This is a genomic window from Klebsiella aerogenes (assembly GCA_029027985.1).
GTDB classification, from domain to species: domain Bacteria; phylum Pseudomonadota; class Gammaproteobacteria; order Enterobacterales; family Enterobacteriaceae; genus Klebsiella; species Klebsiella aerogenes_A.
On the sequence record CP119076.1, the window covers coordinates 3506576 to 3522138 of the forward strand.

At 55.8% G+C, this 15563-nt stretch carries 16 protein-coding genes; 14 read left to right on the forward strand and 2 right to left on the reverse strand.

The window, feature by feature from the left end; genetic code table 11:
- Positions 1-19 precede the first annotated feature (19 nt).
- Positions 20-1558, forward strand: coding sequence for an apolipoprotein N-acyltransferase (lnt, locus tag PYR66_16685; GenBank protein WEF26927.1), 1539 nt, complete (start codon positions 20-22; stop codon positions 1556-1558).
- Here the strand turns inward: lnt and PYR66_16690 are convergent.
- Positions 1555-1677, reverse strand: coding sequence for a hypothetical protein (locus tag PYR66_16690; GenBank protein ID WEF26928.1), 123 nt, complete (start codon positions 1675-1677; stop codon positions 1555-1557). The two genes, lnt and PYR66_16690, sit on opposite strands and share 4 nt — an antisense overlap.
- A gap of 310 nt (positions 1678-1987) precedes the next feature.
- Between PYR66_16690 and PYR66_16695 the strand changes: the two genes are divergently transcribed.
- From PYR66_16695 to PYR66_16710, 4 genes are all read left to right on the forward strand, one after another.
- Complete coding sequence (locus tag PYR66_16695; GenBank protein ID WEF26929.1) at positions 1988-2899, forward strand: amino acid ABC transporter substrate-binding protein; 912 nt, start codon at positions 1988-1990, stop codon at positions 2897-2899.
- Between the two features lie 163 nt (positions 2900-3062).
- Positions 3063-3803: an amino acid ABC transporter permease gene (locus PYR66_16700; protein WEF26930.1), complete on the forward strand. Its 741-nt coding sequence runs from the start codon at positions 3063-3065 to the stop codon at positions 3801-3803.
- Entirely contained in the window at positions 3803-4477 is a 675-nt protein-coding gene (gene gltK / locus PYR66_16705; GenBank protein ID WEF26931.1) for a glutamate/aspartate ABC transporter permease GltK, read from the forward strand. The genes PYR66_16700 and gltK overlap by 1 nt, the downstream gene beginning before the upstream one ends.
- Positions 4477-5202: an amino acid ABC transporter ATP-binding protein gene (locus tag PYR66_16710; protein WEF26932.1), complete on the forward strand. Its 726-nt coding sequence runs from the start codon at positions 4477-4479 to the stop codon at positions 5200-5202. Before gltK ends, PYR66_16710 begins: the two co-directional genes overlap by 1 nt.
- 56 nt (positions 5203-5258) lie before the next feature.
- On the opposite strand, the gene PYR66_16715 is transcribed toward PYR66_16710, so the two are convergent.
- On the reverse strand, positions 5259-5741 hold the full coding sequence (locus tag PYR66_16715; GenBank protein ID WEF30481.1) for a zinc ribbon-containing protein: 483 nt from the start codon (positions 5739-5741) through the stop codon (positions 5259-5261).
- 226 nt (positions 5742-5967) lie between these two features.
- On the opposite strand from PYR66_16715, the gene leuS reads away from it, so the two are divergent.
- The 9 genes from leuS to mrdB all read left to right on the forward strand — a co-directional run bounded on the left by leuS (position 5968) and on the right by mrdB (position 15563).
- Complete coding sequence (gene leuS / locus PYR66_16720; protein ID WEF26933.1) at positions 5968-8550, forward strand: leucine--tRNA ligase; 2583 nt, start codon at positions 5968-5970, stop codon at positions 8548-8550.
- Positions 8551-8564: 14 nt separating this feature from the next.
- Positions 8565-9155, forward strand: a complete 591-nt coding sequence (lptE, locus tag PYR66_16725) for an LPS assembly lipoprotein LptE (protein WEF26934.1) — start codon at positions 8565-8567, stop codon at positions 9153-9155.
- Positions 9155-10186, forward strand: coding sequence for a DNA polymerase III subunit delta (gene holA / locus PYR66_16730; GenBank protein WEF26935.1), 1032 nt, complete (start codon positions 9155-9157; stop codon positions 10184-10186). The genes lptE and holA overlap by 1 nt, the downstream gene beginning before the upstream one ends.
- Entirely contained in the window at positions 10179-10829 is a 651-nt protein-coding gene (gene nadD / locus PYR66_16735; protein WEF26936.1) for a nicotinate-nucleotide adenylyltransferase, read from the forward strand. Before holA ends, nadD begins: the two co-directional genes overlap by 8 nt.
- Before the next feature lie 52 nt (positions 10830-10881).
- On the forward strand, positions 10882-11490 hold the full coding sequence (locus PYR66_16740; protein ID WEF26937.1) for an adenosylcobalamin/alpha-ribazole phosphatase: 609 nt from the start codon (positions 10882-10884) through the stop codon (positions 11488-11490).
- Between the two features lie 243 nt (positions 11491-11733).
- Positions 11734-12051 carry a ribosome silencing factor gene (gene rsfS, locus PYR66_16745; protein WEF26938.1) on the forward strand — a complete coding sequence of 106 codons (318 nt, stop codon included), beginning with the start codon at positions 11734-11736 and terminating at the stop codon, positions 12049-12051.
- 3 nt (positions 12052-12054) lie between these two features.
- A complete protein-coding gene (gene rlmH, locus PYR66_16750; protein ID WEF26939.1) occupies positions 12055-12522 on the forward strand; it encodes a 23S rRNA (pseudouridine(1915)-N(3))-methyltransferase RlmH in 468 nt (155 codons plus the stop codon).
- A gap of 27 nt (positions 12523-12549) precedes the next feature.
- The gene (gene mrdA / locus PYR66_16755) at positions 12550-14451 is read left to right on the forward strand and encodes a peptidoglycan DD-transpeptidase MrdA (protein WEF26940.1); all 1902 of its coding nucleotides are present in this window, start codon (positions 12550-12552) and stop codon (positions 14449-14451) included.
- Complete coding sequence (gene mrdB / locus PYR66_16760; GenBank protein WEF26941.1) at positions 14451-15563, forward strand: peptidoglycan glycosyltransferase MrdB; 1113 nt, start codon at positions 14451-14453, stop codon at positions 15561-15563. The genes mrdA and mrdB overlap by 1 nt, the downstream gene beginning before the upstream one ends.

Here is a 15563-nt window from a genome sequence, read left to right on the forward strand (position 1 = left end):
AACGGGACGATTAACCTAAATGGTATTTGCCTCTTTACTTGAACGCCAGCGCATACGTCTGCTGCTGGCGCTGTTATTCGGAGCCAGCGGAACGCTGGCTTTTTCACCTTACGACTTCTGGCCTGCGGCGATCGTCTCGCTATTCGGCCTGCAAGCGCTCACCCTTAACCGTCGCCCGCTGCAAAGCGCCTGGATTGGCTATTTCTGGGGAATGGGACTATTCGGCACCGGCATCAACTGGGTTTACGTCAGTATCGCGCAGTTCGGCGGTATGCCCGGCCCGGTCAACGTTTTCCTCGTCGTCCTGCTGGCGGCCTATCTGTCGCTGTATACCGGTCTGTTCGCGGGGATCCTTTCACGCCTGTGGCCGAAAACCCACTGGATCCGTCTCGCCATCGCTGCGCCGGTGATCTGGCAAATTACCGAATTCCTCCGCGGCTGGGTACTGACCGGCTTCCCGTGGCTGCAGTTCGGCTATAGCCAGATTGACGGCCCGCTGAAAGGTCTGGCGCCGCTGATGGGCGTTGAGGCGATCAACTTCCTGTTAATGGTCGTCAGCGGCCTGCTGGCGCTGGCTGTCGCGCAGCGTAACTGGAAACCACTGGTAATGGCTGTAGTGCTGTTTGCCCTGCCCTTCCCGCTGCGTTATATCCAGTGGTATCAACTGCTGCCGGAGCGCGCAACTGAAGTCTCTCTGGTGCAGGGAAATATCCCGCAGGCCATGAAGTGGGATGAGCACCAACTGGTTAATACCCTGAAAACCTACCTCGATCTCACCCAGCCGCATATGGGTAAATCGCAGCTGATCATCTGGCCGGAGTCGGCAATCCCGGATCTGGAAATCAATCAGCAGCATTTCCTTAGCATGGTCGATGACCTGATGCGCGCAAAAAATAGCTCGCTGATTACCGGTATTGTCGATGCGCGGCTGAATAAACAAAACCGCTACGATACCTACAACACCATCATCACGCTGGGTAAAGACAACCCGTATAGCTACGACTCGACCAATCGCTACAACAAGAACCATCTGGTGCCGTTTGGCGAATTCGTGCCGCTGGAATCGATTCTGCGTCCGCTGGCGCCGTTCTTTGATCTGCCGATGTCCTCGTTCAGCCGCGGTCCGTATGTCCAACCGCAGCTGGTAGCGCATAACATGAAGCTAACAGCGGCGATTTGCTACGAAATCATCCTCGGCGAGCAGGTTCGCGATAACTTCCGTCCGGATACCGATTATCTGCTGACCATCTCCAACGATGCGTGGTTTGGTAAGTCGATCGGCCCGTGGCAGCACTTCCAGATGGCGCGTATGCGGGCGCTGGAATTGGCGCGCCCGCTGCTGCGTAGCACCAACAACGGCATTACCGCAGTTATTGGGCCGCGCGGCGAAATTCAGGACATGATCCCGCAGTTTACCCGCGAAGTACTCACGACCCGGGTGACGCCAACCACTGGTCTGACGCCGTATGCGCGTACCGGCAACTGGCCGCTGTGGGCGCTCACCGCCCTGTTCGGCTTTGCGGCACTGGTCATGAGCCTGCGTCAGCGTCGTCACTAACCGTTCTCAGCCGGGTATTTCCCGGCCAGCTCACGGCGGCGGTCGTCGCCGTGAGCCATCCCCCGTATCAGGATCTCTTTCTCGCCACTCTGGCACGGCCATTGCTTAATTCTATCCATATTCGTGATTTTGCCAGCGGTTGTACCGGCGTTGCACCGAAAGCGTTCGTGCTTCGCGCTACGTTGGTGCAACGAACCATTTTTGCCCATAAATGGTGCGGTACGCTTCGCAAAAACAAACAATAACGCAGCAAAATCTTTACATTAAGCCAAACTAAATGCTAACAAGCTCATACAAATACTGCACTTCAAGATGGCAGACGTTTCCCGAAAGCGCGGCGTAACGGCAACGCGGAAAGGAATAGAAAAAACACACACAATCACAATGGGTACCACTAACGCCCCTGGCGTTATGGATGAGGAGTTGGATATGCAATTACGTAAACTGGCCGCCGCAATGCTGGTCATGGGAGTGACCGCCGGACTGGCTCACGCCGAAGATGCCGCCCCGGCCACAGGCCAGAGCACGCTGGATAAGATCGCCAAAAATGGCGTCATTGTCGTCGGTCACCGTGAATCATCAGTGCCGTTCTCCTATTACGATAACCAGCAGAAAGTGGTTGGCTACTCCCAGGATTACTCCAACGCTATCGTTGAGGCGATCAAGAAAAAGCTGAACAAACCTGACCTGCAGGTGAAGCTGATTCCGGTGACCTCGCAGAACCGTATCCCGCTGCTGCAAAACGGCACCTATGATTTTGAGTGCGGTTCTACCACCAACAACCTTGAACGCCAGCAACAAGCGGCCTTCTCCGATACCATTTTCGTGGTCGGTACCCGTCTGCTGGTGAAAAAAGGCGGCCCGATTAAAGACTTCCCGGACCTGAAAGACAAAGCGGTAGTCGTGACCTCCGGTACGACCTCGGAAGTGCTGCTGCATAAGCTGAACGACGAGAAGAAAATGAACATGCGCATCATCAGCGCGAAAGACCATGGCGACTCTTTCCGTACTCTGGAAAGCGGTCGCGCGGTAGCCTTTATGATGGATGACGCGCTACTGGCTGGCGAACGCGCGAAAGCGAAGAAACCGGATAACTGGGAAATCGTCGGCACGCCGCAGTCGAAAGAAGCTTACGGCTGCATGCTGCGTAAAGGCGACGCCTCGTTCAAAACCCTGATCGATGACACCGTCTCTCAGGCGCAGACTTCCGGCGAAGCAGCGAAATGGTTCGACACCTGGTTCAAGAACCCTATTCCGCCGAAGAACCTGAACATGAACTTCGAACTGTCTGAGGACATGAAAGCGCTGTTCAAATCACCAAACGACAAGGCTCTTAACTAATTAAAAAAACAGGGGCTCAACAAAGTAGCCCTCCCGATTGTTGCCTTCGCACGGACAGACTATACGGTGGCTGGTCGTTCCCCAGCCGCCGCGAATACCGAAACAGGCAGGGCAACAATCTTCGAGGGTAGCGCTGCTACCCTTTTTTTTCTGGAGTCCATTTATGTCAATAGACTGGAACTGGGGAATATTCCTGCAACCTGCCCCGTTCGGCAACACCACCTACTTAGGCTGGCTGTGGAGCGGTTTTCAGGTCACCGTCGCCCTGTCAGTTAGCGCCTGGATTATCGCTTTTCTCGTCGGCTCACTGTTCGGCATTCTGCGTACTGTCCCTAACCGTTGGTTATCCGGGATTGGCACCTGCTACGTCGAACTGTTTCGTAACGTTCCGCTGATCGTTCAGTTCTTTACCTGGTACCTGGTTATCCCGGAATTTCTGCCGGAAAACATCGGGATGTGGTTTAAATCAGAGCTGGATCCGAACATTCAGTTCTTTGTCTCCTCAATGCTGTGTCTCGGGCTGTTTACCGCCGCACGCGTCTGCGAACAGGTACGCGCCGCGATCCAGTCCCTGCCGCGCGGGCAGAAAAACGCCGGCCTGGCGATGGGCCTGACCCTGCCGCAAACCTACCGCTATGTCCTGCTGCCAAACGCCTATCGCGTTATTGTGCCGCCCATGACCTCGGAAATGATGAACCTGGTGAAAAACTCGGCCATCGCGTCCACTATCGGGCTGGCCGACATGGCGGCGCAGGCGGGTAAGCTGCTGGATTACTCCGCCCACGCCTGGGAATCTTTTACCGCGATCACCCTCGCCTACGTCTTCATCAATGCCGTCATTATGCTGGTGATGTACGTGGTTGAACGTAAAGTTCGCCTGCCGGGCAACATGGGAGGCAAATAATGTACGATTTTGACTGGAGTTCCATTGTTCCTTCCATGCCTTACCTGCTGGCAGGGCTGGTTATTACGCTGAAAATCACCGTCACGGCGATTGTTATTGGTATCGTTTGGGGCACAATTCTGGCGGTGATGCGCCTGTCGAGTTTCCTGCCGCTGTCGTGGTTCGCGAAAACCTACGTCAACGTTTTCCGCTCGATTCCGTTGGTGATGGTGCTGCTGTGGTTCTACCTGATCGTTCCCGGCTTCCTGCAAAACGTACTGGGATTATCGCCGAAAACCGATATTCGCCTGATTTCAGCGATGGTGGCGTTCTCGATGTTTGAAGCGGCCTACTATTCGGAAATTATCCGCGCCGGTATCCAGAGCATTTCTCGCGGCCAGTCGAGCGCCTCGTTGGCCCTGGGGATGACCCACTGGCAATCGATGAAGCTGGTTATCCTGCCGCAGGCCTTCCGCGCCATGGTCCCGCTGCTGCTAACCCAGGGAATCGTCCTGTTCCAGGATACTTCGCTTGTGTATGTCCTGAGCCTGGCCGATTTCTTCCGTACTGCTTCCACTATCGGCGAGCGTGACGGAACCCAGGTGGAAATGATCCTGTTCGCAGGCGCCGTTTATTTTGTATTTAGCCTCAGCGCGTCGCTGTTGGTCAGCTGGTTGAAGAAAAGGACTGTGTAATGATTACCCTGAAAAATATTTCAAAATGGTATGGTCACTTTCAGGTGCTGACCGATTGCTCCACTGAAGTGAAAAAAGGCGAAGTCGTGGTGGTCTGCGGGCCGTCTGGTTCCGGTAAATCCACGCTGATTAAAACCGTTAACGGCCTGGAACCGGTACAGCAGGGTGAAATTATCGTTGATGGCACTAAGGTGAATGATAAAAAAACCAACCTTGCCAAGCTGCGTTCCCGCGTCGGTATGGTGTTTCAACACTTTGAACTGTTCCCGCACCTGTCGATCATCGACAACCTGACGCTGGCGCAGATTAAGGTCCTCAATCGCGATAAAGCCTCTTCACGCGCCAAAGGCCTCAAACTACTGGAGCGCGTCGGTCTGTCGGCGCATGCGGAAAAATATCCGGCGCAGCTCTCCGGCGGCCAGCAGCAACGCGTGGCGATCGCCCGCGCGCTGTGTATGGACCCCATTGCCATGCTGTTCGATGAGCCGACTTCGGCGCTCGATCCGGAAATGATCAACGAAGTGCTGGACGTCATGGTCGAGCTGGCTAACGAAGGTATGACCATGATGGTGGTGACTCACGAAATGGGCTTCGCCCGCAAAGTGGCCAACCGGGTGATCTTTATGGATGAAGGAAAGATTGTCGAAGATGTCGATAAAGAAGCGTTCTTCGCCAACCCGCAATCGGAACGCGCCAAAGATTTCCTCGCCAAAATCCTGCACTAATGTCCACCGTCCTCAGCGGCGATGCGCGGTTAAACGCGCATCGCCGCTTTTAACACTCAGGGTTCAAACGGCCGTCTCTGGAACTGATCGTGTCCGCACTTCGGACAGCGCGGCAGGACGTCCGGCGTATACACCGCCAGATGATAATGGCACTTCTCGCATACCAGGTTGCCAAGGCCAACGACCTCGCCGCTGTGGTAAACCCCATGGTGATTCAGATCCTGAAACACCTCGCGCCATTCAAGCTGTGTTTTGTCGGTAATATCGGCAAGTTCCTGCCACAAACTCTCTTTGATCACCCGCATAAACACGCTATCGCTCTCGTCCTCCTGGCTCTCTTCATAGCTGCGGGCAAATTCTTCCAGATCGCGCTTCACCGCCGCAATAAGAGATTCAGCCTCGCTTTGCGTCAGGTCGCCGGCTTGGGTGATTTTCACCCTCGCCTGCTTCACCAGAGCGTCAATGTCACGCTCTCCATTGCGCAGCCGTTCACTGAGCGAGGAGACCAGTTCCCGGTAATATTGAGCAACCTTGTTCATCATTTCGCCTCCGGTGTGATTAACTTCTTCTAATAATAGACGTTATTGGCCATTTGCTTTGCCAGCCGCGCCACAGAGTCGCTAAAAATTCTGCGCCGCTTTTGCCGATGTTAATGTGCGAAAGGCTGTTTTGACGTGGGCGTTTGGGCTATGCTATGCCGATCTGAAATAACACATCCATTGGCTACATTTTGTAGCTGTATTGAAAACAGGACCACTGGCTGCCATGCAAGAGCAATACCGCCCGGAAGAGATAGAATCGAAAGTCCAGCTTCACTGGGACGAAAATCGTACATTTGAAGTAACTGAAGACGAGAGCAAAGAGAAGTATTACTGCCTGTCGATGCTTCCTTATCCTTCTGGTCGACTACACATGGGTCACGTGCGTAACTACACCATCGGCGACGTTATCGCGCGCTATCAGCGTATGCTGGGCAAGAACGTCCTGCAGCCGATCGGTTGGGATGCGTTTGGTCTGCCTGCGGAAGGCGCAGCGGTTAAAAACAACACCGCGCCGGCTCCGTGGACCTACGACAACATCGCTTACATGAAAAACCAGCTGAAAAAGCTGGGCTTCGGCTATGACTGGAGCCGTGAAATTGCGACCTGCACCCCGGAATACTACCGCTGGGAGCAAAAATTCTTCACCGAGCTGTACAAAAAAGGCCTGGTCTATAAGAAAACCTCCGCAGTGAACTGGTGCCCGAACGATCAGACCGTTCTCGCCAACGAGCAGGTCATTGACGGCTGCTGCTGGCGCTGCGACACCAAAGTTGAACGTAAAGAGATCCCGCAGTGGTTTATCAAAATCACCGCTTACGCTGACGAACTGCTCAACGACCTGGACACGCTGGATCACTGGCCAGATACCGTTAAGACGATGCAGCGCAACTGGATCGGCCGTTCCGAAGGGGTAGAAATCTCCTTTGACGTTAATGAATACGCCAACAAGCTGACCGTTTACACCACCCGCCCGGATACCTTTATGGGCTGCACTTACCTGGCCGTCGCCGCGGGTCACCCGCTGGCGCAGCAGGCTGCGGCGAGCAATCCGGCGCTGGCCGCCTTTATCGACGAATGCCGTAACACCAAAGTGGCCGAAGCGGACATGGCGACGATGGAGAAAAAAGGCGTCGATACCGGCTTTAAAGCCATTCACCCGCTGACTGGCGAAGCGATCCCGGTGTGGGCGGCAAACTTCGTCCTGATGGAATACGGCACCGGCGCCGTCATGGCCGTTCCGGGTCACGATCAGCGCGACTACGAGTTTGCCAGCAAATATGGTCTGAACATCAAGCCGGTTATCCTTGCCGCCGATGGTTCCGAGCCGGATCTCTCCCAGCAGGCGCTGACCGAGAAAGGCGTGCTGTTCAACTCTGGCGAATTCAGCGGTCTGGATTACGAAGCGGGCTTCAACGCCATTGCCGACAAACTGGCCGCGCTGGGCGTTGGCGAGCGTAAAGTTAACTACCGTCTGCGCGACTGGGGCGTTTCCCGTCAGCGTTACTGGGGCGCGCCGATCCCGATGGTGACCCTGGAAGACGGCACCGTCATGCCGACGCCGGAAGATCAGCTGCCGGTGATCCTGCCTGAGGACGTGGTCATGGACGGCATCACCAGCCCGATCAAAGCCGATCCTGAGTGGGCGAAAACCACCGTTAACGGTATGCCGGCGCTGCGTGAAACCGACACCTTCGATACCTTCATGGAATCCTCCTGGTACTACGCGCGCTATACCTGCCCGCAGTACGATAAAGGCATGCTGGATCCGAATGCCGCGAACTACTGGCTGCCGGTGGATATCTATATCGGCGGTATCGAACACGCCATTATGCACCTGCTGTACTTCCGCTTCTTCCACAAACTGATGCGCGATGCCGGCATGGTGAACTCCAATGAACCTGCCAAACAACTGCTGTGTCAGGGCATGGTGCTGGCGGATGCCTTCTACTACGTCGGCGAAAACGGCGAACGTAACTGGGTATCGCCCATCGACGCCACCGTTGAGCGCGATGAAAAAGGCCGTATCGTTAAAGCCTTCGACCCGCAGGGCCGCGAGCTGGTTTATACCGGCATGAGCAAAATGTCCAAGTCGAAGAACAACGGTATCGACCCGCAGGTGATGGTTGAGCGCTACGGCGCGGATACCGTGCGTCTGTTCATGATGTTTGCTTCTCCGGCAGACATGACCCTCGAATGGCAGGAGTCCGGTGTAGAAGGCGCGAACCGCTTCCTGAAACGCGTCTGGAAACTGGTCTACGAGCACACGGCCCAGGGCCCGGCGGTCGCGCTGGATGTCGCAAGCCTCAGCGAAGATCAGCAAGCGCTGCGTCGCGACGTGCACAAAACTATCGCTAAAGTGACTGATGATATCGGCCGCCGTCAGACCTTCAACACCGCGATTGCCGCCGTGATGGAGCTGATGAACAAGCTGGCGAAAGCGCCGCAGGAAGGCGAACAGGATCGCGCATTGATGCGCGAGGCTCTGCTGGCGGTCGTGCGTATGCTCAACCCGTTCACCCCGCACGCCTGTTTCACCCTGTGGCAGGAGCTGGGCGGCGAAGGTGATATCGACAACGCGCCGTGGCCGGTAGCGGACGAAAGTGCAATGGTTGAAAACACCACTCTGGTCGTCGTCCAGGTAAATGGTAAAGTTCGTGGTAAAATTACCGTTCCGGTAGATGCAACCGAAGAGCAGGTTCGTGAACGTGCAGGCCAGGAACATCTGGTCGCGAAATACCTCGAGGGTGTGACCGTACGTAAAGTCATTTACGTTCCGGGCAAACTGCTCAATCTGGTCGTTGGCTAAGCGCGGGAGGAAGCGTGCGATATCTGGCAACAATGCTGTTATCTCTGGCGGTGTTAATCACCGCCGGTTGCGGCTGGCATCTGCGTAGTACTACGCAGGTCCCAACCACAATGAAAACTATGATTTTCCAGTCAAGCGATCCGAATGGTCCACTTAGCCGCGCGGTACGCAATCAGCTACGCCTGAACGGCGTTGACCTGATCGATGCCGATACGCTGCGTAAGGACGTTCCTTCTCTGCGTCTGGGTAGCTCATCAATTCAGAAAGATACGGCATCTATTTTCCAGGATGGTCGTACTGCTGAATACCAGATGGTGCTGACCGTTAACGCCACCGTGCTGATCCCGGGTCATGACATTTACCCCATCAACACCAAGGTGTTCCGTTCGTTCTTCGATAACCCGCAGGCGGCGCTGGCGAAAGACGCCGAGCAGGACATGATTATTCGTGAGATGTACGACAAAGCCGCGGAACAATTAATCCGTAAGCTGCCGAGCGTCCATGTTGCGGATGTCGAAGCGACTCAAGAGGCAGAGCAGCCGGTGTCTGGTACGCCGGCCACCTCAACCTCTGGCAACCGCGTTTCCACTACGCTGGGTAACTGATGATTCGGTTGTACCCGGAACAACTCCGCGCGCAGCTCGCTGAAGGGCTGCGCGCGGCGTATTTATTGCTTGGTAGCGATCCACTGCTGTTACAAGAAAGCCAGGACGCGATCCGCGACGCCGCTGCCGCTCAGGGCTTTACTGAACACCATACCGCGACCATCGACGCCAGCACCGACTGGCCCGCCCTTTTCTCATTAAGTCAGGCGCTGAGCCTCTTCGCCAGCCGCCAGACGTTACTCCTTATCCTGCCGGAAAACGGCCCGAATGCGGCGATCAACGAACAGCTGGCGACGCTGGTCGGCATGCTGCATGACGACCTGCTGCTGATCGTTCGCGGCAGTAAACTAACCAAAGCGCAGGAGAACGCGGCATGGGTAACCTCTCTTGCCAGCCGCGCCGTGCAGATTAGCTGTCAGACGCCGGAATACGCGCAGCTGCCGCGCTGGCTAGCTGCTCGCGCCAAACACAATAATCTGCAGCTAGATGACGCGGCCAGCCAACTGCTGTGCTACTGCTATGAAGGCAACCTGCTGGCGCTGGCGCAAGCGCTGGAGCGGCTCTCGCTGCTGTGGCCTGACGGCAAGCTGACCCTGCCGCGCGTTGAGCAGGCGGTGAACGATGCCGCCCACTTCACGCCGTACCACTGGGTCGATGCTCTGCTGGCCGGGAAGAGCAAGCGCGTCCTGCACGTCCTGCAGCAGCTGCGTCTTGAAGGTTGCGAACCCGCCATTCTGCTGCGTACGCTGCAACGCGAGCTGCTGCTACTGGTGAACCTGAAACGCCAGTCCGCGCATACGCCGCTGCGCGCGCTGTTTGACAAGCACCGGGTCTGGCAGAACCGCCGCCAGCTGGTCGGCGACGCGCTAAACCGCCTCAGCGCCGAGCAACTGCGCCAGGCCGTCACGTTATTGACCCGCGCTGAGCTCACGTTCAAACAGGATTACGGCCAGTCAATCTGGCCCGAGCTGGAAAGTCTTTCGTTACTACTCTGCCATAAAGCGTTGGCGGACGTTTTTATTGATGGGTGATATGACTCAGTTGCAGGCGATGTACGGCGGCACCTTCGATCCGGTGCATTACGGCCACCTCAAGCCAGTTGAAATCCTGGCCAACCAAATCGGCCTCAGCCGGGTCATTATTGTGCCCAATAACGTGCCGCCGCACCGTCCGCAGCCGGAAGCCACCAGCGCTCAGCGCGTACATATGCTGGAGCTGGCCATTGCCGATAAACCGCTGTTCGTGCTCGACGAGCGCGAGCTGCAGCGCGATACCCCATCCTGGACCGCACAAACGTTACAAGAGTGGCGCCAGGAGCAAGGTCCGGATCAACCGCTGGCGTTTATTATCGGCCAGGATTCACTGTTGACCTTTCCTACCTGGCATAACTACGCCACTATTCTCGATAACGCCCATCTGATCGTCTGCCGCCGCCCGGGTTATCCGTTGGCGATGAAGCGCGAAGACGATCAGCGCTGGCTCGATAAACACCTGACCCACGACGTCGAGCAGTTGCACCAGCGCCCTGCCGGGGTGATTTACCTGGCGGAAACGCCGTGGTTTGATATCTCCGCCACCCTGATTCGCCAACGTCTGCAACAGGGCATCTCCTGTGCCGACATGCTGCCGGCGGCGGTACTCGACTACATTCAGCAGCAGAAGCTCTATTGCTGATAACCCGCCGCGGAGATATCGTTAGCGCGACGGCATTTCCACGGAGTTGATCATGAAATTATGGCTGGTTCGCCACGGCGAAACGCAAGCTAACGTCGCCGGGCTATATAGCGGTCATGCCCCTACCCCCCTCACCGAACGCGGCATCCAACAGGCTCGTACGCTGGGCGATTGTCTACAGGCGGTGCCTTTCGACTGCGTGTTATGCAGCGAACTGGCGCGAACCCAGCACACCGCCAACGTGTTGCTCGCCGAACGGCAGATCCCGCGGCAAATTATTCCGGCGTTGAATGAGATGTTTTTTGGCGATTGGGAAATGCGCCATCACCGCGATCTGCAAAAAGAGGATCCTGAAAACTACGCCGCCTGGTGCAACGACTGGCAACACGCCGTGCCGACCAACGGCGAGGGCTTCCAGGCATTCGCGCAACGTATCTCGACCTTTGCCGCAACCCTGCCGCAATACCAGCAGTGGGATAATCTGCTGATCGTCGGTCATCAGGGGGTATTAAGCCTGTTAACCGCACTGCTATTACACATGCCGGCAGCGGCGATGTGGCATTTTCCGATCGCCCACGGCGGCTGGAGTCTTATCGAACTGCGCGATGATTTCGCGACCTTGAGAGTATTAAATAGCCAGGCAAAATGGCGCGTGGAATAAGAATTCATGGCCGCCCATTGACAGCCCAAAGCAGACTGTTATTCTCCGCTGCCAGGCGATACCCGCTACACGCATGCCGCAGAGATTGTTTTACAAAAATGGCGATGCAATCGTCAGCGAGGGATGGGATGATAGCCCGCTTTCAAGGGCTAAAATCTGACTTTTCTCCCGACATTGCCATGACTTCGGGTATACTGTCAGGCTCTTTATTGTTATCACTTTTCACGCACCCAGGGGGAACACTTGCAGGGTAAAGCACTCCAGGATTTTGTTATCGACAAAATTGATGACCTGAAAGGTCAGGACATCGTCGCCATTGATGTACATGGCAAATCCAGCATCACCGATTGCATGATTATCTGCACCGGCACGTCTACGCGCCACGTTATGTCTATCGCTGACCACGTGGTACAGGAATCCCGCGCCGCCGGCATGCTGCCGCTGGGCGTTGAAGGTGAAGCCGCCGCCGACTGGATCGTCGTCGATCTGGGCGACGTTATGGTTCACGTCATGCAGGAAGAGAGCCGTCGTCTGTACGAGCTGGAAAAACTCTGGAGTTAATGCGTGAAGCTGCAATTGGTGGCCGTTGGCACCAAAATGCCGGACTGGGTTCAGACTGGCTTTAGCGAATACCTGCGTCGTTTTCCAAAAGATATGCCGTTCGAACTGGTAGAGATCCCTGCCGGCAAGCGCGGTAAAAACGCCGACATCAAACGCATCCTCGAAAAAGAGGGTGAAATGATGTTGGCGGCCGCAGGCAAGAACCGCATCGTGACCCTTGATATCCCCGGCAAACCGTGGGATACACCGCAGCTGGCGCGAGAGCTGGAACGCTGGAAGCAGGATGGCCGGGATGTCAGTTTACTCATCGGCGGTCCGGAAGGTCTTTCTCCGGCCTGTAAAGCAGCGGCGGAACAGAGCTGGTCGCTTTCCACGCTTACCCTGCCTCATCCGCTGGTACGCGTCCTGGTGGCAGAGAGCCTGTATCGTGCGTGGAGCATTACGACTAACCACCCTTACCACCGTGAGTAATGATGACCAGGGTAGACTAAGCAGCGAATGAAATTACAGAATTCTTTCCGCGACTATACGGCCGAATCCTCGCTGTTTGTACGCCGGGCGCTAGTCGCTTTTACGGGCATCTTGTTGCTTACCGGCGTGCTGATTGCCAACTTGTACAACGTACAAGTTGTCCGTTTCAACGACTACCAAACACGTTCCAATGAAAACCGCATCAAGCTGGTCCCTATTCCGCCAAGCCGCGGTATTATTTACGATCGCAACGGTACGCCGCTGGCGCTGAACCGCACCATCTACCAGTTGGAAATGATGCCGGAAAAAGTCGATAACGTGCAGCAGACGCTGGATGCGCTGCGCGGCGTCGTCGACCTGACCGACGACGATATCGCCGGTTTTAAAAAGGAGCGCGCGCGCTCCCATCGCTTCACCTCGATCCCGGTGAAGGTCAATCTTAATGAAGTACAGGTAGCGCGCTTTGCCGTTAACCAGTATCGCTTCCCCGGCGTCGAAGTCAAAGGCTATAAGCGTCGCTACTATCCGTATAACTCCGCCCTGACTCACGTTATCGGCTACGTCTCTAAAATTAACGATAAAGACGTCGATCGCCTGGATAAAGAAGGGAAACTGGCCAACTATGCATCGACCCATGATATCGGCAAGCTGGGGATCGAACGCTATTACGAAGACGTTCTGCACGGCCAGACCGGTTACGAAGAGGTTGAAGTCAACAACCGCGGCCGCGTCATCCGCCAGTTGAAAGAAGTCCCGCCGCAGGCCGGGCGCGACATCTACTTAACGCTCGATTTGAAACTGCAGCAGTACATCGAAACGCTGCTGGCTGGCAGTCGTGCGGCGGTGGTGGTTACCGATCCGCGCAGCGGCGCTATTCTGGCGCTGGTTTCTACGCCGAGCTATGACCCTAACCTGTTTGTCGATGGCATCTCCAGCAAAGATTATTCCGGATTGCTGAACGATCCTAACACCCCGCTGGTCAACCGCGCGACGCAAGGGGTTTATCCGCCAGCGTCGACAGTGAAGCCGTACGTCGCCGTGTCAGCCCTGAGCGCTAACGTCATTACGCGCAACACCAGCCTGTTTGACCCGGGGTGGTGGCAGTTGCCTGGTTCGGAAAAACGCTACCGTGACTGGAAAAAATGGGGCCATGGCCACCTTAACGTCACCAAAGCGCTGGAAGAATCTGCGGATACCTACTTCTACCAGGTTGCCTATGATATGGGTATTGATCGCCTTTCCGAATGGATGAGCAAATTCGGTTACGGCCACTACACCGGCGTCGACCTGGCGGAAGAACGCTCCGGCAACATGCCAACCCGCGAATGGAAGCTGAAGCGCTTTAAGAAACCCTGGTATCAGGGCGACACCATCCCGGTCGGTATCGGCCAGGGTTACTGGACCGCTACGCCGATTCAAATGAACAAAGCGTTGATGATCCTGATAAACGATGGCGTCGTTAAAGTGCCTCACCTGCTGCAAAGTACCTTCGAAGATGGCAAGCAGGTACCGTGGATGCAGCCGCATGAACCGCCGGTCGGCGATATTCATTCCGGTTACTGGGAAATCGCCAAAGACGGAATGTATGGCGTCGCCAACCGCGGCAACGGCACCGCGCATAAATACTTTGCCAGCGCGCCGTATAAAATCGCGGCGAAATCCGGTACCGCGCAGGTGTTCGGTCTGAAGGCCAACGAAACCTATAACGCGCACAGAATTTCTGAACGTCTCCGTGACCATAAACTCATGACGGCGTTTGCACCTTACAACAACCCCCAGGTCGCGGTAGCGATGATCCTGGAAAATGGCGGCGCCGGCCCAGCGGTCGGCACCATTATGCGCCAGATCCTCGATCACATTATGCTGGGTGATAACAACACCAATCTGCCGAGTGAAAACCCGGCCGTGACGGCGGGGGAGGATCAGTAATGACCGATAATCCGAATAAAAGATCGCTATGGGATAAAATCCATCTCGACCCAACCATGCTGCTGATCCTGCTGGCGCTGCTGACCTACAGCGCGCTGGTAATCTGGAGCGCCAGCGGTCAGGACGTTGGGATGATGGAACGTAAAATTGGTCAAATCGCCATGGGTGTGGTGATTATGATCGTCATGGCGCAGATCCCGCCGCGTGTGTACGAAGGCTGGGCCCCCTATCTCTATATTTTCTGTATTATCTTGCTGGTGGCGGTAGACGCATTCGGCGCTATCTCCAAAGGTGCTCAGCGCTGGCTCGACCTTGGCGTAGTCCGTTTCCAGCCGTCGGAAATCGCTAAAATCGCCGTGCCGTTGATGGTGGCGCGCTTTATTAACCGCGATGTCTGCCCACCATCGTTGAAGAATACCGCTATCGCGCTGGTGCTGATATTCCTGCCGACCCTGCTGGTCGCGGCGCAACCTGACCTTGGTACCTCGATTCTGATCGCCCTGTCAGGCCTGTTCGTTCTGTTCCTCTCCGGCCTGAGCTGGCGTCTGATCGGCATCGCGGTACTGCTGGTCGCCGCCTTTATTCCGATTTTGTGGTTCTTCCTGATGCACGACTACCAACGTCAGCGTGTGATGATGCTGCTCGATCCGGAAACCGATCCGTTAGGCGCGGGCTATCATATTATTCAATCCAAAATCGCCATTGGCTCCGGCGGCTTACGCGGCAAAGGTTGGCTACACGGCACCCAATCGCAGCTCGAATTCTTACCGGAGCGCCATACTGACTTTATCTTCGCGGTTCTCGCGGAAGAGTTAGGGCTTATCGGCGTATTGATCCTACTGGCGTTGTATATTTTGCTTATTATGCGCGGACTGTGGATCGCCGCTCAGGCGCAAACCACTTTCGGGCGGGTCATGGCTGGCGGTTTAATGTTGATTTTATTCGTTTATGTCTTCGTAAATATTGGTATGGTAAGTGGTATTTTGCCGGTGGTGGGGGTACCTTTGCCGCTGGTCAGCTACGGGGGCTCGGCCCTCATCGTATTGATGGCCGGGTTTGGTATCGTGATGTCGATCCATACCCACAGAAAAATGTTGTCGAAAAGCGTTTAA

Bases quoted from the DNA above. Each gene is read 5' to 3' on its own strand.
- PYR66_16690 (WEF26928.1), bottom strand. From the start codon at position 1,677: ATGGATAGAATTAAGCAATGGCCGTGCCAGAGTGGCGAGAAAGAGATC.
- PYR66_16710 (WEF26932.1), top strand. From the start codon at position 4,477: ATGATTACCCTGAAAAATATTTCAAAATGGTATGGTCACTTTCAGGTG.
- mrdA (WEF26940.1), top strand. From the start codon at position 12,550: ATGAAATTACAGAATTCTTTCCGCGACTATACGGCCGAATCCTCGCTG.
- lnt (WEF26927.1), top strand. From the start codon at position 20: ATGGTATTTGCCTCTTTACTTGAACGCCAGCGCATACGTCTGCTGCTG.
- PYR66_16700 (WEF26930.1), top strand. From the start codon at position 3,063: ATGTCAATAGACTGGAACTGGGGAATATTCCTGCAACCTGCCCCGTTC.
- PYR66_16740 (WEF26937.1), top strand. From the start codon at position 10,882: ATGAAATTATGGCTGGTTCGCCACGGCGAAACGCAAGCTAACGTCGCC.
- nadD (WEF26936.1), top strand. From the start codon at position 10,179: ATGGGTGATATGACTCAGTTGCAGGCGATGTACGGCGGCACCTTCGAT.
- PYR66_16715 (WEF30481.1), bottom strand. From the start codon at position 5,741: ATGAACAAGGTTGCTCAATATTACCGGGAACTGGTCTCCTCGCTCAGT.
- leuS (WEF26933.1), top strand. From the start codon at position 5,968: ATGCAAGAGCAATACCGCCCGGAAGAGATAGAATCGAAAGTCCAGCTT.
- mrdB (WEF26941.1), top strand. From the start codon at position 14,451: ATGACCGATAATCCGAATAAAAGATCGCTATGGGATAAAATCCATCTC.
- gltK (WEF26931.1), top strand. From the start codon at position 3,803: ATGTACGATTTTGACTGGAGTTCCATTGTTCCTTCCATGCCTTACCTG.
- PYR66_16695 (WEF26929.1), top strand. From the start codon at position 1,988: ATGCAATTACGTAAACTGGCCGCCGCAATGCTGGTCATGGGAGTGACC.
- holA (WEF26935.1), top strand. From the start codon at position 9,155: ATGATTCGGTTGTACCCGGAACAACTCCGCGCGCAGCTCGCTGAAGGG.